Raw genomic sequence first — 25,180 nt, 5'->3', positions numbered from 1 at the left:
TCATTACCGTTCCACAATCAGCGCAGTTCCCTGTCCGCCGCCAATACATAAGGTTGCAAGGCCGGTCTTTGCATCCCTGCGCTTCATTTCATACAATAAAGTCACTAAGATCCGGGCACCGGAAGCACCTACAGGATGACCCAGGGCAATCGCCCCGCCATTTACATTCACTTTCTCCGGCTTCAATTCAAGGTCCTTAAGCACGGCGAGTGACTGTGCCGCAAAAGCTTCATTCACTTCCATCAAATCAATATCATCTATTGTCATGCCCGCTTTTGCCAAAGCTTTTCTTGTCGCAGGAACCGGACCGTATCCCATGATTTTCGGATCAAGCGCGGCGTTTGCATAAGACTTGATCGTTGCTAATGCTTCCAGTCCCAGCTCGTCTGCTTTTTCTCTAGACATCAGGACCAACATCGCACCCCCATCATTGATTCCGGATGCATTTCCGGCCGTAACCGTTCCATTTTCCTTAAAAGCAGGGCGCAGCTTCGTTAGCTGGTCTATCGTCAGCCCATGACGTGGGTGTTCATCTTGGTCTACCGAGATCGTCTTTCCTCTTTGTTTATATTCAACAGGTACGATTTCATCTGCAAATCGTCCTTCAAGCTGCGCCTTTTCAGCCTTCATTTGGCTATCTAAAGCAAATTCATCCTGCTTTTCACGGCTGATTTCCCACTGCTCGGCAATATTCTCCGCAGTCACACCCATATGATATTGATTAAAAACATCCGTTAAGGCGTCATAAGTCATGGAATCCACTGCTTCGGTATTACCCATTTTCTGTCCAAAACGATAATTTGGAAGTAAATACGGGGCATTGCTCATGCTTTCGATACCCCCGGCAAGAATCACATCAGCATCACCAAGGGCAATGAATTGCGCTCCCATTATTACCGTACGGAGGCCAGATCCGCAAAGTTTATTAATGGCCATGGCCGGCGTTGTTTCCGGAATCCCTGCATGAATCGCAACCTGACGTGCCACATTTTGCCCTAATCCAGCAGATAGAATATTCCCAACCAATACCTCATCGATCATGTCAGCCGAGATATTTGCCCGCTTAATCGCTTCCTTAGCTGCCACGACTCCCAAGTCAACCGCCGACACATTGGCAAGATTGCCTCCAAAAGCACCAACTGGTGTTCTTGCTGCCCCTGCAATCACTACTTCTCTCATAATACTTCCTCCTTCTCCATTTTTAATTTTCCCAGTTTAATAAAATTACGGTCCCTCTCATTGATTTTCTGAGAAACGGTAGATTCTTCATACGTGAAAATCCCTTCTCCCGACTTCGTCCCAAGCATTCCCTTAGCCACCAAATCACGAATCAAATCAGGCGCTTCTTTACTCTGATCCAATACCGGTGAAACATTATCAAGTACGCGCTGCCATGTATCCAGCCCGCCAAAATCAGCAATCTCGATCGGCCCAGTGAATGCCCATCGAAAACCTGGTCCAGCCGTTATCGCTGTATCGATATCCTCAGCATTGGCAACGCCCTCTTTTAATAGATAAAAGGCTTCCCGCATCAAAGAAGTCTGGAGACGATTGGCGATGAATCCTGCTATTTCTTTTTTCAAGAGAATCGGTGACTTGCCGATTTTACGCATTAAATCCATTGTTGTCTTGACGATTTCCAGCTTTGTTTCGTCATGCTGAACAATTTCAACCAATGGAACCAAATGGCCAGGATTAAAGAAATGCGTGATGACCATCCGGTCCGCAAACGAGGCCTTCTCCATCAATTGGGAAATCGGAAAGGTCGATGTATTGGAAGCAACAATTGCATCCGGTTTGATTATTTTCTCCATTTGCTCATATAGATTCAACTTCAACTCGATGACTTCCGGAATGGCTTCAATGATAAAATCAGCATCCCTTACAGCCCCCTTTAAATCTACGCTATATGTAATATTCGCTAAAGCGCCTTGCTTTTCCTTATCAGTCAAAACCCCCTCCTCAATGAGCAGTGATAGATTCTCTGAAATTCGATTTTGGGCATGGTGCAGCAACTCTTCCTTTATATCGTTAATAGTGACGAAATACCCGCTAACTGCAAAAGACTGAGCGATCCCACTCCCCATTACACCCGAACCGATAATCGCTATTTTTTTAATCATCCAGCTTCCCCTTTCCGTTTTAATTACCTGTATTCACTCGTATTTTATTCATGCAATATCCATGCCAACGATAAGGGGAAATAAAATTCTTTTTTTATCTTGAAAATCATGATAGACTCTTACTCATTAACCTAAACCATATTTTTAAAACCTTCCCTTTATATTTCCAATGGAGCTTACCTTGTGAAATATTCCCTGTTTACGACATAAAATGACAGACCTGGACCATTACATTTTTTATTGGAGGAATGTAATATGGTTAAAGATAAAGTGGCGATAATTACCGGCTCTGCTAGAGGAATCGGCTTTGAGATTGGAAAGATATTTGCTGAAAATGGCGCAAAGGTCGTTTTGTCCGACCTTGATCAAAACACAGTTGAAAAAGCTGCTTTAGACCTAAGGAACAAAGGCTTGGAAGTTATCGGCTTAAAAGCGGACGTGACAAGTGAAGAGGATATTATCCAACTAATCAAACAAGCTAAAGACAAGTACGGACGAATAGATATTTTCATCAATAACGCAGGCCTTCAGCATGTTGCTCCAATTGAAGAGTTTCCAACTGAAAAATTCGAACTGATGATCAAAATCATGCTGACCGCCCCATTCATTTCAATTAAGAACGTTTTGCCCATCATGAAAGAACAAGGCTTCGGCAGAATCATCAACATCTCTTCCATTAACGGTCTAATTGGATTTGCCAACAAAGCAGCGTACAATAGTGCCAAACACGGTGTAATCGGATTAACGAAAGTCGCAGCCTTGGAAAGCGCCTCTTTTGGCATAACCGTCAATGCCCTTTGCCCAGGATACGTAGACACGCCTCTGGTCCGCGGTCAACTGGAGGATCTGGCGAAAACAAGACAAGTACCGCTTGAAAGCGTTTTGGAAGAGGTCATCTATCCGCTTGTCCCGCAAAACCGCTTACTTGATGTAAGTGAAATCGCCGACTACGCCATTTTCCTCGCAAGCGACAAAGCACGGGGCATCACAGGCCAGGCAGTCGTGTTAGATGGCGGATATACAGCTCAATAAAAGGAAAATGCATCTGCAAAAACCCCGAATGAATGACACCAAAAATGGTGCTCTTTATTCGGGGTTTTCTGTTTGTAAGGAATAACATGACAGACGTTTTCCCAAGGGATAACATGGAAATATTTGGTGGTACAAAGAATTCCCCCATGTTACAGTAACATAGGGATACTTCCCAATTTACAAATATAAAGGAGGCCCCGTCATGATTATTAAGTGGGTTAGACTGCGATAATTAACAGGGCAGGCCAATCATGCTCCGGAAAGAATTTATTGATCTGCGCAATTAGATAATATTTAATACGGAGGTAAAAAACATGAATGAACGGATACTGAAAATAAATAAAGTGGATATATGTACAGAAAGTTTTGGAAACCCCAAGGACCCTGCAGTGCTTTTGATCATGGGAGCGATGTCTTCATTAGACTGGTGGGATGAGGACTTCTGTCTCCGCCTGGCTGATCAAGGGAGGTTTGTCATTCGGTACGATCATCGGGATCTGGGACGATCGACCGTTTATGAACCCGGTACCTCCAACTATACAATAACGGATATGGCTGACGATGCCGCGGGTGTCCTGGACGCTTATTCCATAGAGCGGGCTTCTATCGCCGGAATGTCCCTAGGCGGTTTGATCGGCCAGATTCTTGCCTTGAGATATCCGGAACGCGTAACTACGCTTACGCTGATTGCATCCAGTGTGTTCGGGACTGTAATGGAAAAACTGCCTCCAATGGACCAAAGCATATTGGATCACCATGCGAAGAGTGCTTCCATGGATTGGTCAAATCGGGAGGCGGTCATCGCTTTTCTTGCGGATGGATGGAAAACTTTAGCCGCTTCCAAACCTTATGAGCAGGAAAGAATGTATAAACTGGCAAAAAGAGAGGCGGACCGCGCCAAACGGCTACCGAGCAGATTTAATCATGCTTTGCTGCAAGGCGGGGAAGAATATTTTGATAGAATGGGTGAGATATCCGTACCTGTCCTCATCATTCATGGCACAGAAGATCCAGCCTTGCCATACGAGCACGGGATTGCTCTTGCGAAAGCAATCCCTCATGCTGAATTAGTGACCCTTGATGGATCAGGCCATGAGATTCATAGTGAAGACTGGGATGAAATTATCGAATCAGTCATTAAGCTTACTTCGTGATAAATTAATTAGCGAATAAAATTAGCCATAAAAGAAGCCGACCAATAAAGGTCGGCTTTTTTCAAATACATTTTTTAGCAGAAACCGCCATAACCTTGAACGGGGCTGCAACCGCCGCCGTAACCTCCATCACCGCCGAAACAAGCTGCTCCAACAATGATTAAGAGTATAAACAAAACGACTATAAAAGCGAAACCGCCACCAAATCCACCGATATCGTTACCACAACTTGATTCATGACCACAATTTGACAATAGAAACATCTCCTTATTTGTTTTAGGAGGAAATAATTAAATGGGTTAATTCAACTTATGTTCTAATTAGGATAATGACACAAAAATCACCGGAAATTTTTTTTAAACCACCCTCACGACCTGAAATTAACAGTTTAACAGCACATTTATTAAAAGTTAACGGTTGAATTTCCCTCTATAAACCCCATAGATCTAAACTTTGGAAACGAAACTTCGTTTAGACAGCCTAGGACTTCTTTGTTCACTTTCCGAAAAATGGAGCAAAGAAGCCCTTTTTGGGTTTATCTGTTTTTTCCCAGGTTCTACTATTCATTGTTTAGCTTTTTGCTTCCCTTTTGGACTCGTCCTTTTCTTTACCGCGTTCCATACATCCTCTAATGCTAAATTATAAATGTAAACCCTATAAATATTTACCACTTGTCCGGAAATATAAGCAACCTGTCCAAGCAATTGCCTTATTTTATTAATACTATATTTTGTAACTACTCGAAAATGCTTTTGGCAGTGCTTTAGTACGGTTCGATACTACACTCCATTTCATTTTCGAAAAAAAAAATAGTTACAAGAAAGGATTGAGATTTTATGGGAAATTTAGGTAGTAAAGATCCAATGAACAGCATCTGGGGTTCTGCTTGTTCCGACAGCGACTTGGGTTTCGGTAGTGATTCAAGATTTGGCAATAATTCAAGATTTGATCCTCATTCAAATAAAAAGTCATGTAAGGTTTGTAAGTCTCAAGACGCTTCTGTTTGCAAATGTAATTTTAGAGCGCCAGAACGCCAACTCGCTGCACCATTAAACAGCGACTGTGTCCTAGTTAATTCAGTTGTAGGCTCAAAAGCGGTACAAAAGGTTGCAGAAGCAACACTTCCTTTTACCGCGTTCACTCCTGCTATACCAGCTGGATCCACTATTGTTTCGGTAGCTGTTACACCGAATCTAGCTGGTGTTACCCGTAATACGACAATCATTAGGGACAAAGTCGTTAACATCGGGTTAATTCCTGTAACTATTGTGGTAACATTTTTGGCACCAGGATCGACAACTCCTGCAACAGCTACACTTTCAACAAGTTTACCATTCCAGGAGCATACAGATTTTCCAGGTGCCTGCCCTGAGGATACAGTAATAGAACCCGCATTGGTAGTAGAAGGGATCTTTGCTCAACCAGGCGTTCCAGTCATCGGCACTACGGGACTTGTTACTCCCAATGCTATTTTAGTCAAGATTGTACTACGCACTACAATTACAGTGACTCGACAAGTTATTGTAGATTCACATGGTGGTATTTGCGACGTAAATGAACGTCGTTGTGAAACTACAACTACTCCACCAACTAGTACTCTTCCTGCTCCATAAATGACGGTGTTGAGTTAGTTTTTAGTCTTGACTAGCAAAGCCTTTCTAAATAAAGAAGGCTTTGCTTCTTTTATTTATATTATTTTATAAGGTGAAAGGAGTGACATCTATGTCTTATCACGAGGATTGTTGTAAGAAAAAACGCCATGATGAGGACCAACACAAGGATTGTTGTAAGAAGAAACGCTATGATGAGGACCATCACAAGGATTGTTGTAAGAAAAAACACTGCTATAATGACCAGCACAAGGATTGTTGTAACAAGAAACGCTATGATGAGGACCATCACAAGGATTGTTGTAAGAAAAAACACTGCTATAATGACCAGCACAAGGATTGTTGTAACAAGAAACGCTATGATGAGGACCATCACAAGGATTGTTGTAACAAGAAACGCTATGATGATGACCAGCACAAGGATTGTTGTAAGAAGAAACGCTATGATAATGACCAGCACAAGGATTGTTGTAACAAGAAACGCTGCGATGATGACCAACACAAGGATTGTTGTAAGAAGAAACGCTGCGTTGATGACCAGCACAAGGATTGTTGTAAGAAAAAATGCTGCGTTGATGACCAGCACAAGGATTGTTGTAAGAAGAAACGCTGCGTTGATGACCAGCACAAGGATTGTTGTAACAAGAAACGCTGCGATGATGACCATTACTATGATGGTTGTAAGAAAAAATGCTGCGATGATGACCCGCACAAGGATTGTTGTAAGAAGAAACGCTGCGATGATGACCAGCACAAGGATTGTTGTAAGAAAAAATGCTGCGTTGATGACCACTACTATGATGGTTGTAAGAAAAAATGCTGCGTTGATGACCATTACTATGATGGTTGTAAGAAAAAACGTTGTGATGATGACCAGCATAAAGATTGTTGTAAGAAGAAAAAATGCTGTGATGATGACCATTACCAGGATTGTTGTAAGAAGAAACGCTGCGATGATGACCATTACCAGGATTGTTGTAAGAAGAAATGCTGCGATGATGACTGTTGGGGTAATTGGTAGTTTGTTAAATGGAAAGTACTTTGATACCTTACTTGATCAAAGTACTTTTTTTAGTTCCCAAAAGATGAATGATGTCAACCTCACATGTATCGCGTACTCATTCTGCTCTCCTTAGACTGAACTCTCTAATTCAACTATCCTTCTTTTTAACTCTTCGTTTATCACCCTTTCTGCAATTACATCCCCATCGTCAATCTCATTCTGCTTAACCTTTTTTTAAACCTTTTAATTTCTCAAGCAAGTTGTTCCCGCCCATCCTAAGGAATATGATTTATTGATTCGACTTGCTTCTTCAACTACCCTGCCCCTTTAGTCTCCAAGAGAATTAACAATACCCTTTACCAGAGTGATTTTTGAAAAAAAGTAATAATTTTACACATTTAAACTGGAACGTTTGTTCTATTTATGTTATTCTTATAAAAACAAATAAAAAGATTAAATCGCTGCCAAACGATTTGATCCGTAATTATAATTAAAGGTCGGTTGTATCCGCGGGCCTAAAATGGTTGTACCGCTGAGCCGAGCCATTTACTAATCTTCAGGGTGCCGGTTATAAAGACAGCTCAGAACTTCAGCTAAGCACCCGTTAGTTCATTAATAACCGGTAATTTCATAACAAGAACAGCTATTAAATCAATCAACCAGTGCTCCCCATCCTTCTGTGTGTCCATCATAAGTTTTACTTAATCCATCAAGTCGTTTTTGTATATCAATAATGTCTTCGTAATTTAAAAGCATTTATCTCTTCTGGAACAAAAAAAAGACAGCAACCCCCCCTAATATTTAAAGCACCTGTTCGTTAGACAAGATTAGTGCAAATTCTCGGCAATCTTTTTCAGAGCCTTTGCACGAGAAACGATAAATTCTCTCATATACTTCTCTAAAAACAACTTATCAGCCATAACTCCAAATGGACCGAACGGTGACTAATATTGAAATTTATCTATCATTATAGTTCCACCTGTTTTTTCTATAAACTGATGTGTGTGTACGAAGGAATGGAAGGCCCCCTTCACCATGATATCTACAAACTTATTTGGTTTTTCCATGAATGTCACTTGGGCTTTCAGCCTTTGTTTAATACCAAAGTGAATGGCTTCCCAAGTAACAGTATCCCCCTCCTCTAATAGCCCTTCTGTTACACCATCAACAGCAATTTCCTTTGTTTTCGCTGTCGTTTTGGTATGGATGTCCACGCTCCTTGCAAGGTCAAAACATAATTCAACTGGTGCTTTAATAAATTGTTGATACTCAATAACAGGCATTTCCCAATCTCCTTATATAAGCACTTTCTAATCATCATTATAGCTCGTTATGGCAAATATTACCTATCCCTTATTCCATTATCCTGCCCTGTAAATAAAGCTGCCTTAAGACAGCTCCTCGGATAAATCTTTCGCCTACTATACTTACTTTTTCATAACGGGGATCCATATTTCACTTCTGAATGTTGGTGAGGTTAGATCTTTATTTTCGTTCCAAAGGATTTCTGGCCCTTCTCTTTGTTCATAGTTAGAGGATGGAAACCATTCGGAATAAATACGTCCCCATATATTTTGCAGTGTTTCAGGAAAGGGTCCGACTGCTTCGAATACCGCCCATGCAGACGCATCAACTTTCAGCTGTGTTAAGTTATCTGGACATTGCCACGTTGTTGCTGCGCCGATATAATGATCAAGTTCCCCTTTTTCCTCCAACCAGCCTTCGGAAAAGTTCGCAGATGCACTAAGCAGCCCTAATGGCTCGACATTCGATAGGTTTTTAAGTTCATTTATCGTTTTCTCGTCTAAACTTTTCCACATAGATGCAATCTCTGGATTAACCCCTTTAAAAATGATTGGAACTCTTTTTTTAATTCCAATTATGTGAAATGCCTCTTTTTCTTCAATTCGATAGTTCATTTCACTGCCTCCATTAATGGATAATTGGAAGGACATCGGTGGATAGGCTTTAAGTGAATGGCCGTTACTTCTCGCTTCTGATGGTGTGATGCCATGCAAATGTTGAAACGCTCTTGCAAAAGAGTCAGGTGAGCTGTACCCATACTTTATCGCTATATCAATGACCTTTATGTTGTTATCCTTTAGCTCAAACGCTGCAATTGTAAGTCTTCTTCGGCGGATATACTCGGAAAGTGAAATACCTGCAAGGAAGGAAAACATCCTTTTAAAATGATATTCCGAGCAATAAGCTAGCCTTGCAACTTCTTTAAAGTCAATTTCATTCGTAAGATTTTCTTCAATGAATTTAATGGCACCATTCATATTTTTGAGCAAATCCATTCAATGACCTCCTTATATCAAAAGAATAGCAGGAATTGAAACGAATCATCCGACATTCTGTGCACGATTATGCAGGGTCTAATCCCTTTTGAGTTAATGAAAATAACCTTATTGTTGTAATGGGGATTTACGGACTTTTTGCATAAATAGCTCTGGATTATCGATCTGATTAAAACCGTATTTTTTATATAATGAATGTGCATCATTAGTTGCTAACATAAACCTGCGAACCCCTTCTAGTTCGGAATGGTTGGTGATAACATCCATTAACCATTTTGATAATCCTAATTTACGATAGTCAGGTAATATAAACACATCGCAAAGATACGCATGTGTTGCTAAATCTGTTATTACCCTTGCAAATCCAACTTGTTCACTTACTTCATTACCTATTTCACCCTTATAAACCCCAAAACATAAGGTCGTATTATCAATTGACTTTATTACTGTTTCCTTGGGTATCCCCTTTGACCAGTAAGCTTCTTGATTCAAAAAATCATGTATTAAATCTACATCTAAATACTTTTTATTAGTAGAAATCGAAAATCCTTTACTATTCATTTTACATCCCCCTAAACTTTTTTAATTTTCTGTAATTATATCAGACCACTGATTTTAATCTTTTGAACTAGCCTGCCACGTTAGTCGAAATGATTAAAAGCTGCCTTAAATATAACTCGATCTTCAGCTAACGCACCAGTTAGTTAAGTAAGGGTGTAAGGGATTATTGGAAGAATTTTAATTACAACATGTATATCTAAGTAATTCGGAACAAATATTATACATGTTGCAACTTCAAAGGAGGTGGCTAAAATGAACGCACAACGAGCAGAAGAAATTGCTTCTTCACCAAATATGGTTAATGTAACCTATAATGAGGAAAGTATCTACATTGAGCACGTGGATGAACAAAATGGAACAGCTACAATCCATACCCTTGATGATCCAAATAAAAAACAAAGTGTTTCTGTAACCAGCTTAAAAGAACAGTAATTTCCCCATTCAATAATAGACCTCCACTTTCGGGTGGTGGTTTATTTTTCGATTAAGTTCATTTACCATCTTCTTTAACAATCTATCCCCTGGTTGAACTATCCTGCCCCTAAAAGTTCAATAAGAAAAAGGGTTGCCGCAGCAACCCTTTTTCTTATTGAAGTAAAGCACCCGTTAAATGAACAAGCACCACCTCTTCTATAGCACATCAATTGTCGACTTAATATATATCGACATTTAAGTTTATTACTGTATATCCTATTACTTCTAATTCAATTCTGGAATTCCTGATTAAGTTAACAACCTGCTATTTTCAATAAACGGATTCCTATCGGCTAAGCAATTTTTTACTAACAGATATAAAACATTTAATAGTATTACTTATATATTTCATTTTCTAATATAATCACTTTTTCCCCATTCGTTGCTTTCCCTATTTGTTTCGTATTTTCAACCAACCGAAAAATATTATCACAGCATTGTTTGGCACCTACAACCAATAATGGTACACCTATAAAATCAATTTTTAATGCTCTTGATAAATATCCCCCTATAGACATAGCAATAGGTACAGTTGGTGATGTATTGGAGAATACTATTTTTTCGTTAAAATGAAATTTCTCTTCTAGTAGTAAAGTCAATTCTTTTAATGCTGGAACAACAAGTTTGTCTCTTTTATGTCCAATTGTATAAACTGAGTCGCCCTCTTCATCGGTCCCGCGAAAAATCAGCTTTCCAAAATCTTCTTTCGTTAATTTATTAAAATATTTTACATTTAATATTTCTTCCGAAGTTAATTTTCTTTCCGATTGAGGTAATTGTTTTAAATGATATGCGGCAGCCAAAGACGTGGTATGTGTACCCCCATAATCATTATAGATATACAACATGACATCATCCCTAATAGTTTTATTTACTACTATTATGGTCATATACTCCATTTCCAATACAGCTGATTATTTTAGCTTTTATTACACTATATGTGGCAAATGCGACATACTCTCCTCTACAACAAACTACCCCGTTAGTTTCATAAATGGAATACATACATATACCCCACATATTTTAGGGAAATATATCGAATTTAGTCATATACTCTTGATTCACATAATTAAGTTGCCCTATCTATAAACACGACCTTTTTACGGTACCTCGATAAGAATATTCCTGTCCTGGAATTATCAAGACATAAATCATAAAAATCGTTAAAAAAAATAAAAAGTACACCTATTAGTCAAGTATAATAAGTGCACTCTTTTATTTGTTTTTATGATTTATAAGCTCCCCTTTAGTGTCTGGGGTATGTATAAGGCGCAACGCTTCTACTTGCCAGTCGGTGATTTCTTTAGAAAAAACGTTATCAGAATGATAAAAATGAAAACCCCTCCCCATCCTGGGACAGAAAATTTATTAGCTTCTGATTGATTGTTTCCTTTTCAATCGAGGCATTCAATACTGTGTTCCTGACATCAGCGACCGTTTTAAGGTCAAAGGATTCTATTGCTTTCCCTTCTTGGTTCATGATGGAGAGAATCCCATCATTACTCGTTTTTATACTAAGTTCATCATTAATTAAATGAGTATAATATAAGTTTTCGTTCAGCCTGTAGGAATGAGAGTAGTCCGCTGAATAAAGCATGCTTTTTTTATCAATTTTGGCTGATGTAAAGTTTTCAAAGCCATAGTCGAATAAAAGCTCAGTATCAGAGTAGGCAACCTTGTCTGAAGGAGCTTTAAGAGTGACGGCAATCAAGTCCTGTTCTCCTCTAGTAGCAGTAGATATCAGGGTGTAGCCGGATTTACTGACGAAACCGGTTTTCCCGCCGGTTATTCCCTTATAGGGGAGTTCGCCTTTTAAAATTTTATGATGGGTAACTAGTGTTGTGTCCCATGTTTCCACTTTCCATGGTAAATCCTTCTTCCCAAAATACTCACGGAAAGTTTCATTTTTCATTGCATATTGGGTAATTTTCGCAAGGTCACTGGCTGTAGTTACATGGTCTTTGTCAAACAATCCATGGGGGTTCGTAAAATGAGTATCGGTGACGTTTACTTCTTTTCTTAAAAACTCATTCAAATCTTCCATGAACAGTTTTTCACTACCAGACATATGCTCGGCAATTGCGATGGCTGCATCATTTCCGGAGTTGATTAGCATTCCTGCAATTAATTTCGAGAGCTCTATTTCCTCCCCAGGTTCAATGAATACCGAAGATCCGTCTGCATCCGCTGCCTTTTTGCTAACAGTCACTAGTTCGTTCTGATCCCCGTGTTCTATAGCATATATAGCCGTGGCAACTTTCGTTAGACTGGCTGGATACATACTTTTATTCATGTTTTTTTCGTATAATACTTTTCCACTTTTCGCATCAATAATGATCCCGGCTTCACTATTGAGAGGTAAGTCAGATTCTGCACTTACAGTCGTTGAGGCGAAAGGGATTAAAGCCAAAATGAAGATGAAGAAAAACTTTTTCATATGCCGCTCCTTTAATGATAGTAAAATCTTATATAGTCATAATAAAACAAATCTGAATGTTTAGAGATGATTTATTGAAAGTGAAATACAAAAGTAATTACCCTTTAATAATTTTGGAAACATTTCGGTTAATGACCTTCATTTTCTTTCCTGAAATAACTTTATAAGGGTCATCGCCCTTTTAGTGGGAGGCTCCATTTAAATTAAATAGATAGTTTTTTTGTAAATCGAATTAGGTCTTGATGGCGATTGAGGTCCTCCTGCCTGATAATATCTTTTCATGAAAAAACCCTTCAAACTGAAGGGCTGAGTTTGTAGACAAAAGGGGTTTTATCTGAATTTCAAAACAAAGTTGATCGGAACGGAAGGTGCGAGACTCCTGCGGGAAAAGCGGGTCGAGGGGAGACCCCGCTGGCGCAAAAGCGCCCAGGAGGCTCCCGGACCGCCCGCGGAAAGCGAGTGCCTGGAGTGGAAATCGACGTTCGAGGTTTTACAAACCCTCATAAAAACTGTAGATAAACTTGATTATCATCGAGTTTGTCTACATTCTAAACCCTTCAAACTGAAGGGCGAGTCACTTTTTTGGTGCTTGATACTTACATTACTTATATGAAATATTCATGTTTGTGTAATTCTGTTATGTTTTCATTTTCATTCCTATTAACACACATTCCACTTTTACAATCGGTTTTCTTGATAATATAAATATTATGGTTACAGGTATGACTAATAATACATAATATTGGCCACTTTCTTTGATCCAATCATAAATAAATGAGTTATAAACATATTCCAGAATAAACATATGAAAAAGATAAATAACTAATGTAATGGATCCTATCTCAGTAAAAAATGTATGCTTTTTAGGAACGATACAAAAAAAACAATAAGTTGCTGCTCCCATAATTAAATAAACGATCAACTTATATATAAAACCGAGGGCAATGGAACCTTCCATTAATTCCTTATAACCTAAACGACCATAAAACCATTCCCTCCAAGTAATTTCACCATAGAAATAAATACCGGTGAAGATTACCCCCAGTACAACCCAGCCTATTAGGGCATTACTTTTCTTTTTAACCCATTCAAAATGGTTTTTTTCTAAAAAATGTCCAACTAAAAAGAAAGGAAAGAAAAAGAACGTTCTCGACAAACTTAACCATTCATTTACTTCACCAATGTAACCAATTATTAGAGATACAATTATTGAAAAAACGATTCCATATTTACTAGAAGAAAATATTAACAATAATATATTCCAACAGAATAAGCTTATTAAGAACCATAAGGCCCATCTTGGAGTCAAAATTGTGAATTCAATTGGTTCATCAAATAACTTCTGATAATAGAAGGTATAAATCACCTGGAATATTACATAGGGAAATAATATTTTCTTTATTAGCACCCAGAGGTCCTTTTTACTTTTTATCTTTCTTGAAAAATAGCCGGATACTAAAATAAAAGCTGGCATATGGAATGAAAAAACAAACAAATAAATAGTTAAAATCCATTCGTTTTCTTCTACCATTCTAGCTAATGTGTGCCCCAAAACCACTAGTACGATTAAAACGGCTTTCGCATTATCAAAATAAGGATCACGTTTCATAAAATCTTTCCTCCTATAAAGAAACTACTAGTTATATCTCCTAATCCTCAATCATGGTTTGAATGAAAAAACCGGCTTTCCTCTAATAAAGGATTGCCGGCTTTTTACTAAAGGAACTTCATTGGAGTATCTACCATAACATAGCTTGTTTACAGTATAGTTAATGGAAAATAACAGTTTGATAACAGAGACATAAACCAAAAAAACTACCTAATCAGGGTCCACCGCCAAATGCGGCCTTCTTATGGCGCTAACGCACCCGTTTAGTGACTTGCCGGAACGAACAATCACTTCCAGCATTTCAAAGCTCCAAACAGTTCCAGACGTTTTCGCCTTACCAAAACGGGTAGTGTATGATATAAGCATGAGTATGATAACGTCTCTCTATAGGAGGAATGTTCATGAATCCGGTCATTTTATTTGATGGTGAATGCAACTTTTGCGATTCGAGTGTCCAGTTCATTATAAAGCGGGATCCTCAGGGGCTTTTTCATTACGCTTCGCTTCAAAGTGAGGCGGGACAAGAGTTGCTGAAGAAGTATGATGTTCCTGCAGATATAGATAGCATGGTCCTGATCGAAAGGGATAAGGCCTACTATAAATCATCTGCAGCCTTGAGGATTTGCCGCCGTTTACAGGGGGCATGGAAATTGCTTTACGGCTTCATCATCGTTCCTAGCTTCATCCGGAACTTCGTTTATGATTTCATTGCCAGAAATCGTTACAAATGGTTCGGAAAGAAAGAAGAAAGCTGTATGCTGCCGTCGCCAAGTGTCCGAAAGCGATTTTTATAAAAAAACAATGTATTTGTTGTATTTGAAATAGTCAACTTTCTAGTATCAACAAAAAAAAGGACGATCAGCGATCTTGGCTTTTCGTCCATATCATTGTGTAAATGTGGAGTATCTCCATAAATGATTGGCCGTAGGATGCGCCATCATTTCGAGCCCTTTGTTTTCCGCTAGGTGCAGCGGTTCCCAGTTTTCGCCATCTGCCTCCTTTAGGTAGACTTCGTGATGCGGTGCCTGATCATGATAGCCGGCGATATTGATTTCGCCATTTCGGTAAAAGGTCCCGATCACTTTATAATCCACGGCAGGAGAAATGATGATCGGGTTGCCTACGGAGTGTTTCAGCTGGATTGTCGTTTTCTCATGATTGGATAATACTCGTTTCACTACAATGTCTTCATCCGAGGCCACTCCTTCCTCGAGAAAATCCCCATCATGGTTGTAGGCTTCACTTTTTCCGACTGCTTTGGAAAATTCAATCTCGGCTTCACTTTCCTTTTCGTGAATGTACACATCGACCCTGGTCCGGTAACGGGGTGATTCAGGATCAAACCCGCGGTTGTCTCCTTTAAAATAAGGAACCTTTGAGGCAAGATTGGGGTTTTTCAGCCACTCTTCCGGTAAAAAGGTGGAATAGCGCAGCTGCCAATTTCTTTTCTTTTTACCATCCACATCGTTTTCAACTTGCTGTAAAAGCTGTTTTACAGGCCCTATCTTTTTTGTATTCGTTATTTCCTCAATCGCTGCCTGTGCTTGGGATGAACCTTTTTTTACGGCACCGACAATACTCGCTACAAGGGATTTCACTGCATAGGACTCCTGCTCTGACCGCGGCAGGGGCCGCTTAGCTTTTATGGTATATGTGTATTCCTGATCTTCACGAATACTCCGATCACTGAAGGAACATCCGTACACTTTTCCAAAATCCTCGCCGTTTCGGTAAATCGTATACTCTTCTATTCCTTTGATGGGCTCCCATTCCAGGCTGGCTTGGCCATTTGCGACAATCGTGGTGAATACCAAATCCAAAAGGATATTATCCTCTTTTTTCTTCTCGGCGGTCGTTGATGTCTGTATTTTCATCCTGTTCACTGGCTGTTCTTTTTCATTCAAGCTTTCTATCGTGTACGTATAGATGGTTCCTGGAGTCAGGCCCCGATCTGCAACCCTTGGCTCCGAACCGCTGTAAATCAGCTTTTGCCCCCTAAATACCCGATAGAAACCACCTTCATCAGGCCAAATAAGCTTTATGGCATCTTCTTTCCGTTCGATCTTACACATCAACGAAGCCGTTTTGAATACCGCTTGATGCTTCCTCTTATCGGAAATGAGATAAGCGATTCCAGCAAGACCGAGAGCAAGCAATGAATGCCTTGCAGTGAATACAACTCTGCCTACTTTTAAACGGGGGAATGAATAATGAGCGATCAACTTCTTCATCACCTCTTCCTTTTCTAAGTATTATTTCTTTACCCACTTTAATCTCCAAGCACACTTTGCAATGTGCTGTAAAGGTTAGTTCCACGGGACACTTGCTGATGGCATAAAAAAACCGAGGGAATGGTTACTCCCTCGGTCATTTATAAGTTTCACTGGATTATATTTTAACGGCGGCTTTTTTCCCCGCCCTTGCGTCCTGCTTCTTCCCGGCTCATTTTTCCATTACTGGAACCGTCAGAGCTGTCGTCGCCATCTCGTTGATTGGCGCGTGCCTCTCCGCCTTTTTCGCCGATTTCCTGATAGAATTCCTTGCCATGACTGTCGGATGTCGCTTCTCCGCCTTTTTGGCCAATCTCTTGATAGAATTCCTTATCATGTTTTTCAGATGTCGCTTCTCCGCCTTTTTGGCCAATCTCTTGATAGAATTCCTTATCATGATTTTCGGATGTCGCTTCTCCGCCTTTTTGGCCAATCTCTTGATAGAATTCCTTATCATGATTTTCGGATGTCGCTTCTCCGCCTTTTTGGCCAATCTCTTGATAGAATTCCTTATCATGATTTTTCGCTGTTGTTTCTCCACCTTTACGTCCTGCTTCTTCACGACTCATTTTATCATTGTTGTTAGTCATTAAAAATTCCTCCTTATTATTGGGATTTTCCATGAACTAGCTACATATGTCATGTACCCGCCTGAACAGCTATAAAACTAGAAACAACTAAATACTTCAGGTCGCTTCTTTTATTTAGCGTCGACTTTTTTCCCCGCCCTTGCGTCCTGCTTCTTCCCTGCTCATTTTTCCATCATCGGACCCGTCACGCTGATTGGCTCGTGCCTCTCCGCCCTTTTGTCCAATTTCCTGATAGAATTCCTTATCATGATTTTCGGAAGTGGCCTCTCCGCCCTTTTGTCCAATCTCTTGGAAAAATTCCTTATCATGATTTTTTGCTGTAGCTTCCCCGCCTTTGCGGCCAGCTTCTTCCCTGCTCATTTTTTCATTGTTGTTAGTCATTAAAACTCCTCCTTATTATTGGGATTTTTTATGAACTAGCTACAGTTTTATGTATACCCGATAGTTTTGATATAAAACTAGAATCTATTAAAACTTTTCCATTTCAAAAGGAAGAGCATCATGAATGATATCATTCATGATGCTCCCCGCCTATCCTTAACCTGACTTGGGAATCCCTTCTCGCAGGCGATCTGGCAGCTCCACAAGGGTTTCATTCAAAGTATCCAATTTCGTTTCAATCCTATGAAGCAAATAAAGGGTAACAATGATCGGGAAACCAATATCACTGACAAATGGCAGGATTTGATCCACTATTCATTCACCTCACTTCAAGTGTGTCCAACAAAGATGACCTTTCCATTCGTTAGATAAGTTCCACTTCCTCGACATTTCGCTCGACAAGGCGCGCCGCCTTCAAATCAACGAAATCCCCTGAAGATGTAACGAACACATTCCCCGCAATCATTTTTTCCATTGCCAGTTTAACCGTATTCACTTCGACCGGCTCCTTCGGATTATCAACGGAAATCGTCGCTGACTTTCCTTCCTCGGTAACGAAAATCAATTCAAGTACTTTAGCCATAACAAATCACCTCCCCCTCTTCCGACATCTTTCAAAAAACCGATTAGCCAATCAATGAATACGTATCCACTCGGGTCACTTCACCCATTGGATGATTCTGCACACTTGTGATTGCAACGGCTGTCGAAAACAACTGATCCGCCGTCGCCTCGACCTTGATGTTCGAAAATGTCCTCCGCTTGAAAACGATAGCCCCTTTTTCATTTAATCCCGACTCAAAATCGATTCGCAACGTACTTGATACTGGAATCTGGTTTGCCATGCCACTCACCCCCTTTCACACTCTATATAAACTCTTACGGTATGAAAGTAGCATGGTCTTGAAATTTCTTCAGGGAAACGAATAAAAGGCCGCCCATTTGAGCAGCTTTTGATCCGTATTTCGTTTTGACTTTATGTAAAAACTTCACAGAAAAAAAGGATTCATTTTGTTTTTTCCCACGTCTATAAATGTAATGCAATTGGTAACCTGCTTTCCCCTTTGAATCTGCAAAACCGGCATATCGGATAGCATGAGTTGTTTCTCCAACCTTCAACACTGCATTTGCAAAAGATGACTTCCATTTAAGCCTTCAACAAATTTGTATTGCAGGAAAACATTTTCTATATATTGTAAATATATTTACATCGAATGTATTATGTAAGTACTACATCTTTTCTTAAAAGAGGGGTTTTTAAAATGAAGGTAGTGTTATCTTTTGCTATTGCCATGATTGCACTTACAGGGTGTTCTGCAATAGCGGATGATGGAGCCGGTGAATTGAAATAGTTTAAAACCAAAGAAGAAACAATTAATCATGGCATTAAAGAAGAAAAGATGACAAAGGATGACATCATAGGAGAAGTTAGTGAAAACGGAGAAACATTTGTTATTTATAAGAAACAATTAGAGGAAGGCTTGGGTGTAGGAGTATCAAGCATCAGCCAGCAAAAAGGAAAATTTGCTTGGTATGACCCTGATCAAGATGCTCTTGTTAAGAATGATAAAGTCAAAAAGTATTCCTCCCAAATCAGTTGGGGAACAACAACACAATCATTTATAGGAAGTTAATAGTACAAAAAATTCCGTCTAAAAACTACATTAATCGCTGCCATACATACGGAATAGCCTTAAGGTCATTGGAATTTTTTCCACCTTTAATCCTGGGATTTTTAATTAGATATTCATTTCATCTTATTTTTCCTTTACATTACTTTTTTATAACTGACAATTTTCATTTTTTGTTAAGCATTTGGCTTTAAATGGCACGTCATGTTCTCCTTTTCTGGGAAATAATAATCACGAAAGGAAGTGGATGTTGATGTCATTAGAATGGTTTGACAGAGTAAGCGGGGAATTGCAGGATCATCTTCAATCAATTTGTGAGAAATACGACCGCAATGGCAGTATGATCGTGGAGCGCGGGTCTAAACATCCACGCATCGAGTTTTATACAGAGCTGGATGACAATGAGAGGGATTATTTTTCCACGCTGTTTTTTGATCCATATAACGAGGAATTTTATATGGAATCATTCGATCCGGACCTAGGGCAGATCAGCAAGGTCATCCTTTCAGACATTGAAGATATCGTCGATGCTGTCCATGAGAGCTTCCATAACTATCTGGAAGAGGATGATACCGATTACGAATATGATATGGATATGGATGATGATAATGATGATTCGTATGATCCAGACGGCGAGGATTCCGATATATACGAAATCGATGTAGATTGGGAAACGCCTGAAGTGACCGCCTATATCCAGGATAATGAAGTCGAGGTCACCTATCAATTTGGTATCGTGCAGGAAACAGGTGATGGTGTGCTGAAACGGATCAATCGGATTCGGACACCGGATGATGACCTGATAAAGGATGAAACGAATTTCATTTTCAGCAAAGAAGAAGCAAGCACGATCATCGCCATGATAGCCAGTCATATGGATTCACTTAGTGAAATGGAATAAAAAACCGATAAAACCTTGTCCATGATCATCATGGACAAGGTTTTATCATATAAGAATCAGTTCATATACCTCTGATAATTGCGTGACCCGTTCCGTATCACTAGCTTCCTTCGCATGCTTAATTTCCTGAGGAAGAATGTGGTTAAGGAGACTGGCTTCTTTACCGGAAAGCTTATTGACGAGTTCTTCTTCAGAATGAAAATGTCCGCTTTTGATTTTATTATAAATTTCCTGCGCTTCAGGATATTGGTCCGTATAGTTAGATAATATCTCACGTAAGTAACCAATCGTACGATCCATCAAACCATCCCTCTCGAATGTTAGATTTTTGCTTACATGCTATACCTTCCCCCATTTTTTGATGATAAATTCCTAAAAAAAAAGATACCCAAGTCAATGGATACCCTTATCAGTCTTCCTCCCAAAACAAATCATCCAATGTACGGGATAATGCTTTACAAATACCGACACACAAACTTAATGAGGGATTATACTTTCCGGATTCAATCAATCCTATCGTTTGCCTGGAAACGCCAACAATCTTGGCCAGTTCTTCTTGTGACAAGTCCTTTTCTACTCTCGCTAGCTTCAGTTTTATATTTTTCAAGGAAAGGCACCTACTATTTCTTATTATCTTCGCTATTTTTCATTCCGATTTTCTTTGCCAGCAAGTATATACCACCAAAAAACAGAAGTAAAATCGGCAAATAGATCATAACGGATACAAACGATACCAATACAAAATACCATACGCCCTGGGAACTGCCATCAGCATAGGATACAGCACTATTCACCCCCATGAATATAGCGATGATGAGTGCCAAAGCAACCGTACCAAGAATCGTCTTCCTGCTCATCGGTGTTTTGCTGGTACGGTCATGCATTTCCACTTCATCCCAGAATACACCTAAGAAAATGGAACGGGCTAAGTAATACATCCCTCCTGCAACAATGATCACGAATTCCAGATATAACTCCCCGCTGCCTGCACCATATTTATATAGTTTGAAAAGTGCACTCACCAGGCAAATGGCCAAGACGACGTAATACATTTCTTTATAAATTTTATTTCTTACATTCTCAACCCGCTCATCCGTGATCTTTTTCGTTCGTTTAAATACATTCATCATCTATCGACCTCCATTAATTCCATCGCTCACCCTTATTATATGATTTATTTAACTCTTTGCAACATATATATTACATTTTATAATTTATAAATTGCAAAATGCATAATAAGGGGTACCCACACATCAGTATAGGTACCTCACTAGCCTTATTTAGGGTTTTACTCGTGAGTTTTGGGGGTTTACTCGTGAATTCTAAGCTTTTACTCGTGAGATTTGGAGTTTTACTCGTGAATTTCAAGGTTTTACTCGTAAATTCATGATTTTAAATAATACCAAACCAAGTATAGAGGGCAATGATGACGAAGACAGCCAATGATTTAATGACGGTGATCATGAATATGCTGCCATATGATTGTCTGTGAAGGAATCAAATGTTCCATATTACATCGGGACTCCATTTAAGCAGCCATTTTAAACTCATAACAAAAAAACGCTGCTACTTCCTACGTAGATACAGGAAGAACAGCGTTTATTTATTTTTATAATGAACAGGGTTTTTTACATTCTATAAATTTGTTTATGAACTCAATAATAAATCCCCTTCCAGTAACAGCAAATACAAAAACTCCATTTTGAAAAAAAATTGATCAAAATGGAGTTACTCTTTTTATCTACATGATCATTTCAATGATCCTCATGCCGCAAACTCCTCCATTACTTGAAGAAGAAATTTATTTTCACCTTGGATTAAGCCTATCATCATGCTTATCCTTCATTAAGATGATAGCAAAGTTGAACAACGCCAGAGGAAAATCTTTTTGTATCGATCAGTCTTAGATTCACTCTCTCCTTTATGTCAATAAACAAAGGTTTTCCTTCCCCTAAAATAACAGGGTGAACAGATAACCTGAATTCATCAACCAGCCCAAATCTTATAAAAGATGTAATAAGACTTGCCCCGCCATAAAGCCAGATGTCTTTACCAGGCTTTTTCTTTAATTCATTTACTTCTTCAACAATATTATCATTTATGATTGTTACTTTATTATCGGTCCCTTTTTTTGTTTTAGAAAACATAAATTTTTCTTTGCCATGAACTAACTTCCAAATTTCATTTTCAGTTTCGGATATTTCATTTTCCGGAGTATATTGTCCCCATAATTCATAGCTTTTTCTTCCATATAAAATAGTATCAATATCATTTAAGAAATCAATGAACCCCATTTCAGGGTCCATAATGCACCAGTCCACTTCTCCTTTCGGCCCTTCAATAAAGCCATCTAATGTAACGGCTAAATCTAAAATTATTCTTCTTGGTCTTTCGTTAATGGCCATACTTTTATCTCCTTTTGTTCTATAGAATTTCCCTTGTTGGAAAAAATCATAAGGCTTCGAACGCTCAACACACTTGCGTCTGGCCTAAGCCGGACAAATCGTGTACCAGCAAAAGCCGTAGCCTTCGCGGCATTATCCGAATTGAACGTACTCCTACTGCTTTTAAGCATTCATTCAAAAGTTTCTTCCGTTTCGCAAACATGTAGTTTTATATTACAGCTTCTATCATAGTATTAAAAGATTGCATCAAAAACTAAGGAGACTCGCGATGAAAGCAATGGTATGCACAAAATACGGTTCACCCGATGTACTGGAACTCAAAGAGGTAGCAAAGCCAACACCCAAGGACAACGAAATACTGGTAAAGGTCCACGCGGCAACAGTGGCTTCAGGGGACATAAGAGTCCGGAGTTTCAAGAGCCCCTTCTTGTTATGGCTGCCGATGCGGATCTTCTTGGGTCTAAGAAAACCGCGAAAAACCGATACTCGGGGTGGAGTTGGCCGGGGAAATAGAGGAAACAGGGAAGAATGTGAAAAAATTTAAAACAGGTGACCAGATTTTTGCCATGACTGGAATGAATTTTGGAGCCCATGCCGAATACACCTGTTTACCTGAAGACGGGCCAATCGCAATGAAGCCTGCCAATATGACCTACGAGGAAGCCGCCTCCGTTTCTTTTGGGGGAACGACAGCCCTGCATTTTTTCAGAAAAGGCAATATCCAGGACGGACAAAAGGTCCTCATTTACGGTGCATCCGGTTCGGTAGGCACTTCAGCCGTACAGCTAGCCAAATACTTTGGAACAGAAGTTACCGGAGTATGCAGTGCCGCTAATTTTGAATTGGTGAAATCATTGGGAGCCGATAAGGTAATTGATTATACGGAAGAGGATTTCACGGAAAGACAAGAGCGATATGATATCATCTTTGATGCAGTCGGGAAAAACTCGAAAGCCAATTGCAAGAAAGCACTGACCCCGAACGGGAGATACGTGTCCGTCGAAGGACAAGGGATAGCAAAGGAACGTACGGAAGATTTACTATTTCTCAAAGAGCTAATCGAAACAGAAAAGTTAAAATCGGTCATTGATAAACGCTACCCGCTGGAACAGATTCCCGAGGCTCATAGATATGTAGAACAAGGACATAAAAAGGGAAATGTCGTCATAACTGTTCATCATGATAAACCCTGACAAAACCTTCCACATGTTTTAACTAGCCTCTTGGACATGGAAATACCCCTTAGACAATTGGATCTGAAGGGGTATGACGTCATAATTCTTATATAATTGGGGTCCACTTTCATCACAGAGCTTCCTCCTTGCAAAATGTTAAGCTGAGGCTATTCAATGTGTAAAGTCTAGCGGTAAAAATGAATAAATCGCTGTAGTTATTTTCTACGTACTCTTCAATGATGCCCATCCCTTTTCTGAATCTCTCGACTAATAAATGCGTGTAGTTTTCATCCCAGGTAAACCGATTGATTCGTTTAAGTTCATCTGCCAAGACTTGAAACTTGAACTCCTCAACAAGAAGTTTCAATTGATACAATTTATCTCTATTTAAACAAAAGCAATTGTTTTCATTTTCATGATTTTCCCGGACGAATGTAATGAAACCATTTATATTCTCAGCCAACATATTCGCAATTTGCATCTCGAAGTTCATTTCTAACATCCCCTCAATGTCTAAAATCTATATGTAGAGTGTATGTTTTGAAATGATATTTTAACACCAGCAATTCTTCTTTAGAGATAGCTTCCCTTATTTCGCCAGCGCATTTCCTTCTATGATAGATTTATAAAATCCGCCGTGCCGTGATTAACTTCCCCACAAAAAGATGCCCCCTTTCTTTCCAAGGGGACAATCTCACTTTTTCGTTATCACATCGAATCCAGAACCAAAGATATAAGCAGGCCGGCTGCGGTGAATATCCCCGTGATCGGTCCTCCGTCTTCATATGCTTCAGGCATCATCGTTGAGGCGATCATGGCGATGATCCCTCCGCCTGCAAAGGCTGCCATCGCTGCCAGGACATAGTCCGGGGCATGATCGAGGAATAGATAGCCCGACATCGAGGATAGTGCCGAAATGAGCAGGACGGAAAACCACAGCAGCATGATTTTCTTCTTGGAATAATCACTTTTCAGCAGACCTGTTGTACTTGAGAGCCCCTCCGGAATATTACTGATGAAGATGGCAATGACCAATAGCCAGCTTACCGAGCCACCGCTTATCAAGCTTGCGCCAATCATGATCGACTCCGGTATGGCATCCATAACCGTCCCGATGAAAATGGCTAATCCCGCTTCCTTCGAAGAGCTATTATTGGACCGTTTCCTTTTATCCGCACCTTTTTTGGAAATAAGAAAATCCAAGGCGGTAAACACGGCTGCCCCTGCGATGAATCCGATCGCCGTCGCCCAGATTCCTCCATCACTCACCGAATCAGCAAGCAGCTCATATGCCGCTGCACCAATCAATACACCCGTACCAAAAGCCATAATATAGCCAATGATGTTTTTCTTTATCGGAATGAAGATGGCGGCTAGTGCGCCAAGCAGGACAGCAGAACCCGAAACCCCTCCCCAAAAGACCGCATTCCACATAGAATTCCCCCATTTCCTTTTATAGGATAGTGTACCCGGGCAGATGTTGGGGTAAACAAGGGGCCGCTTTTTGCAAATTCCAGCAAAAAA

The 25,180-nt window shown here is 39.7% G+C and carries 29 protein-coding genes and 2 pseudogenes; 8 read left to right on the top strand and 23 right to left on the bottom strand.

Annotated elements, in window-relative coordinates; all coding sequences use genetic code 11:
• Positions 1-3 precede the first annotated feature (3 nt).
• Together QFZ73_RS17105 and QFZ73_RS17100 are read right to left on the bottom strand one after the other, a co-directional pair.
• A complete protein-coding gene (locus tag QFZ73_RS17105; RefSeq protein ID WP_307268562.1) occupies positions 4-1,179 on the bottom strand; it encodes an acetyl-CoA C-acetyltransferase in 1,176 nt (391 codons plus the stop codon).
• Positions 1,176-2,123, bottom strand: coding sequence for a 3-hydroxyacyl-CoA dehydrogenase family protein (locus tag QFZ73_RS17100; protein ID WP_307268559.1), 948 nt, complete (start codon positions 2,121-2,123; stop codon positions 1,176-1,178). The genes QFZ73_RS17105 and QFZ73_RS17100 overlap by 4 nt, the downstream gene beginning before the upstream one ends.
• Before the next feature lie 255 nt (positions 2,124-2,378).
• On the opposite strand from QFZ73_RS17100, the gene QFZ73_RS17095 reads away from it, so the two are divergent.
• Both QFZ73_RS17095 and mleCBF read left to right on the top strand, forming a co-directional pair.
• Complete coding sequence (locus QFZ73_RS17095) at positions 2,379-3,155, top strand: 3-hydroxybutyrate dehydrogenase (RefSeq protein WP_061464627.1); 777 nt, start codon at positions 2,379-2,381, stop codon at positions 3,153-3,155.
• A 314-nt stretch (positions 3,156-3,469) separates the two neighbouring features.
• The gene (gene mleCBF, locus QFZ73_RS17090) at positions 3,470-4,309 is read left to right on the top strand and encodes a CBF family alpha/beta fold macrolide esterase (RefSeq protein ID WP_307268556.1); all 840 of its coding nucleotides are present in this window, start codon (positions 3,470-3,472) and stop codon (positions 4,307-4,309) included.
• Positions 4,310-4,383: 74 nt separating this feature from the next.
• Here mleCBF and QFZ73_RS17085 read toward each other — a convergent pair whose 3' ends face one another.
• Positions 4,384-4,563, bottom strand: coding sequence for a YjcZ family sporulation protein (locus QFZ73_RS17085; protein WP_285847226.1), 180 nt, complete (start codon positions 4,561-4,563; stop codon positions 4,384-4,386).
• A 582-nt stretch (positions 4,564-5,145) separates the two neighbouring features.
• Here QFZ73_RS17085 and QFZ73_RS17080 point away from each other — a divergent pair.
• On the top strand, positions 5,146-5,922 hold the full coding sequence (locus tag QFZ73_RS17080; RefSeq protein ID WP_307268553.1) for a hypothetical protein: 777 nt from the start codon (positions 5,146-5,148) through the stop codon (positions 5,920-5,922).
• A gap of 79 nt (positions 5,923-6,001) precedes the next feature.
• Here QFZ73_RS17080 and QFZ73_RS17075 read toward each other — a convergent pair whose 3' ends face one another.
• The 5 genes and pseudogenes from QFZ73_RS17075 to QFZ73_RS17060 all read right to left on the bottom strand — a co-directional run bounded on the left by QFZ73_RS17075 (position 6,002) and on the right by QFZ73_RS17060 (position 9,783).
• Positions 6,002-6,883, bottom strand: a complete 882-nt coding sequence (locus tag QFZ73_RS17075; RefSeq protein WP_307268551.1) for an MFS transporter — start codon at positions 6,881-6,883, stop codon at positions 6,002-6,004.
• 690 nt (positions 6,884-7,573) lie between these two features.
• Positions 7,574-7,678 (bottom strand): ribonuclease E inhibitor RraB, encoded by a 105-nt coding sequence (locus QFZ73_RS29170; RefSeq protein WP_483878192.1) that lies wholly within the window; start codon positions 7,676-7,678, stop codon positions 7,574-7,576.
• A 71-nt stretch (positions 7,679-7,749) separates the two neighbouring features.
• Positions 7,750-8,205: pseudogene (locus QFZ73_RS17070) on the bottom strand (SRPBCC family protein).
• A gap of 144 nt (positions 8,206-8,349) precedes the next feature.
• Positions 8,350-9,222 (bottom strand): AraC family transcriptional regulator, encoded by an 873-nt coding sequence (locus QFZ73_RS17065; protein ID WP_307268549.1) that lies wholly within the window; start codon positions 9,220-9,222, stop codon positions 8,350-8,352.
• Between the two features lie 108 nt (positions 9,223-9,330).
• Positions 9,331-9,783 carry a GNAT family N-acetyltransferase gene (locus tag QFZ73_RS17060; protein ID WP_307268545.1) on the bottom strand — a complete coding sequence of 151 codons (453 nt, stop codon included), beginning with the start codon at positions 9,781-9,783 and terminating at the stop codon, positions 9,331-9,333.
• Between the two features lie 252 nt (positions 9,784-10,035).
• Here QFZ73_RS17060 and QFZ73_RS17055 point away from each other — a divergent pair, with 252 nt between their 5' ends.
• On the top strand, positions 10,036-10,215 hold the full coding sequence (locus QFZ73_RS17055; RefSeq protein ID WP_251432660.1) for a small acid-soluble spore protein H: 180 nt from the start codon (positions 10,036-10,038) through the stop codon (positions 10,213-10,215).
• Between the two features lie 377 nt (positions 10,216-10,592).
• On the opposite strand, the gene QFZ73_RS17050 is transcribed toward QFZ73_RS17055, so the two are convergent.
• The 3 genes from QFZ73_RS17050 to QFZ73_RS17040 all read right to left on the bottom strand — a co-directional run bounded on the left by QFZ73_RS17050 (position 10,593) and on the right by QFZ73_RS17040 (position 14,303).
• The gene (locus tag QFZ73_RS17050; RefSeq protein ID WP_307272856.1) at positions 10,593-11,105 is read right to left on the bottom strand and encodes a DUF3189 family protein; all 513 of its coding nucleotides are present in this window, start codon (positions 11,103-11,105) and stop codon (positions 10,593-10,595) included.
• Positions 11,106-11,575: 470 nt separating this feature from the next.
• The gene (locus QFZ73_RS17045; protein WP_307268538.1) at positions 11,576-12,694 is read right to left on the bottom strand and encodes a D-alanyl-D-alanine carboxypeptidase family protein; all 1,119 of its coding nucleotides are present in this window, start codon (positions 12,692-12,694) and stop codon (positions 11,576-11,578) included.
• A gap of 637 nt (positions 12,695-13,331) precedes the next feature.
• Entirely contained in the window at positions 13,332-14,303 is a 972-nt protein-coding gene (locus QFZ73_RS17040) for an acyltransferase family protein (protein ID WP_251432655.1), read from the bottom strand.
• A 401-nt stretch (positions 14,304-14,704) separates the two neighbouring features.
• Between QFZ73_RS17040 and QFZ73_RS17035 the strand changes: the two genes are divergently transcribed.
• The gene (locus QFZ73_RS17035) at positions 14,705-15,097 is read left to right on the top strand and encodes a thiol-disulfide oxidoreductase DCC family protein (RefSeq protein WP_137020835.1); all 393 of its coding nucleotides are present in this window, start codon (positions 14,705-14,707) and stop codon (positions 15,095-15,097) included.
• Between the two features lie 90 nt (positions 15,098-15,187).
• Here QFZ73_RS17035 and QFZ73_RS17030 read toward each other — a convergent pair whose 3' ends face one another.
• The 6 genes from QFZ73_RS17030 to QFZ73_RS17005 form a co-directional block, all read right to left on the bottom strand.
• A complete protein-coding gene (locus QFZ73_RS17030; protein ID WP_307268532.1) occupies positions 15,188-16,534 on the bottom strand; it encodes a DUF3238 domain-containing protein in 1,347 nt (448 codons plus the stop codon).
• Between the two features lie 164 nt (positions 16,535-16,698).
• Entirely contained in the window at positions 16,699-17,163 is a 465-nt protein-coding gene (locus QFZ73_RS17025; protein ID WP_307268529.1) for a KGG domain-containing protein, read from the bottom strand.
• Between the two features lie 114 nt (positions 17,164-17,277).
• Positions 17,278-17,544, bottom strand: coding sequence for a KGG domain-containing protein (locus QFZ73_RS17020; RefSeq protein ID WP_251432644.1), 267 nt, complete (start codon positions 17,542-17,544; stop codon positions 17,278-17,280).
• A 156-nt stretch (positions 17,545-17,700) separates the two neighbouring features.
• Positions 17,701-17,856, bottom strand: a complete 156-nt coding sequence (locus tag QFZ73_RS17015) for a YvrJ family protein (protein WP_057913045.1) — start codon at positions 17,854-17,856, stop codon at positions 17,701-17,703.
• 52 nt (positions 17,857-17,908) lie between these two features.
• On the bottom strand, positions 17,909-18,127 hold the full coding sequence (locus tag QFZ73_RS17010) for a DUF2922 domain-containing protein (protein WP_063235182.1): 219 nt from the start codon (positions 18,125-18,127) through the stop codon (positions 17,909-17,911).
• A 43-nt stretch (positions 18,128-18,170) separates the two neighbouring features.
• Positions 18,171-18,389, bottom strand: a complete 219-nt coding sequence (locus tag QFZ73_RS17005; protein ID WP_251432638.1) for a DUF1659 domain-containing protein — start codon at positions 18,387-18,389, stop codon at positions 18,171-18,173.
• 555 nt (positions 18,390-18,944) lie between these two features.
• Between QFZ73_RS17005 and QFZ73_RS17000 the strand changes: the two genes are divergently transcribed.
• Entirely contained in the window at positions 18,945-19,178 is a 234-nt protein-coding gene (locus QFZ73_RS17000; RefSeq protein ID WP_307268520.1) for a hypothetical protein, read from the top strand.
• 250 nt (positions 19,179-19,428) lie between these two features.
• The gene (locus tag QFZ73_RS16995; RefSeq protein WP_307268516.1) at positions 19,429-20,076 is read left to right on the top strand and encodes a hypothetical protein; all 648 of its coding nucleotides are present in this window, start codon (positions 19,429-19,431) and stop codon (positions 20,074-20,076) included.
• A gap of 45 nt (positions 20,077-20,121) precedes the next feature.
• On the opposite strand, the gene QFZ73_RS16990 is transcribed toward QFZ73_RS16995, so the two are convergent.
• The 4 genes from QFZ73_RS16990 to QFZ73_RS16975 all read right to left on the bottom strand — a co-directional run bounded on the left by QFZ73_RS16990 (position 20,122) and on the right by QFZ73_RS16975 (position 22,481).
• Positions 20,122-20,376 carry a sigma-G-dependent sporulation-specific acid-soluble spore protein CsgA gene (locus tag QFZ73_RS16990; RefSeq protein ID WP_207438891.1) on the bottom strand — a complete coding sequence of 85 codons (255 nt, stop codon included), beginning with the start codon at positions 20,374-20,376 and terminating at the stop codon, positions 20,122-20,124.
• Positions 20,377-20,485: 109 nt separating this feature from the next.
• The gene (locus QFZ73_RS16985) at positions 20,486-20,683 is read right to left on the bottom strand and encodes a helix-turn-helix transcriptional regulator (RefSeq protein ID WP_034309784.1); all 198 of its coding nucleotides are present in this window, start codon (positions 20,681-20,683) and stop codon (positions 20,486-20,488) included.
• Positions 20,684-20,696: 13 nt separating this feature from the next.
• Positions 20,697-21,206 (bottom strand): DUF6773 family protein, encoded by a 510-nt coding sequence (locus tag QFZ73_RS16980; protein ID WP_251432626.1) that lies wholly within the window; start codon positions 21,204-21,206, stop codon positions 20,697-20,699.
• Positions 21,207-21,911: 705 nt separating this feature from the next.
• Complete coding sequence (locus QFZ73_RS16975; protein WP_307268496.1) at positions 21,912-22,481, bottom strand: dihydrofolate reductase family protein; 570 nt, start codon at positions 22,479-22,481, stop codon at positions 21,912-21,914.
• A 268-nt stretch (positions 22,482-22,749) separates the two neighbouring features.
• On the opposite strand from QFZ73_RS16975, the pseudogene QFZ73_RS16970 reads away from it, so the two are divergent.
• Positions 22,750-23,674: pseudogene (locus QFZ73_RS16970) on the top strand (NAD(P)-dependent alcohol dehydrogenase).
• 112 nt (positions 23,675-23,786) lie between these two features.
• Here QFZ73_RS16970 and QFZ73_RS16965 read toward each other — a convergent pair.
• Together QFZ73_RS16965 and QFZ73_RS16960 are read right to left on the bottom strand one after the other, a co-directional pair.
• Complete coding sequence (locus QFZ73_RS16965; protein WP_251432617.1) at positions 23,787-24,149, bottom strand: hypothetical protein; 363 nt, start codon at positions 24,147-24,149, stop codon at positions 23,787-23,789.
• Positions 24,150-24,364: 215 nt separating this feature from the next.
• The gene (locus QFZ73_RS16960) at positions 24,365-25,090 is read right to left on the bottom strand and encodes a ZIP family metal transporter (protein WP_207438902.1); all 726 of its coding nucleotides are present in this window, start codon (positions 25,088-25,090) and stop codon (positions 24,365-24,367) included.
• Between the last annotated feature and the right edge of the window lie 90 nt (positions 25,091-25,180).

It is taken from the genome of Peribacillus sp. V2I11 (assembly GCF_030817135.1).
In the GTDB taxonomy this organism is placed as follows: Bacteria; Bacillota; Bacilli; order Bacillales; family DSM-1321; genus Peribacillus; species Peribacillus simplex.
This window is presented reverse-complemented; position numbering and strand designations above follow the sequence as displayed.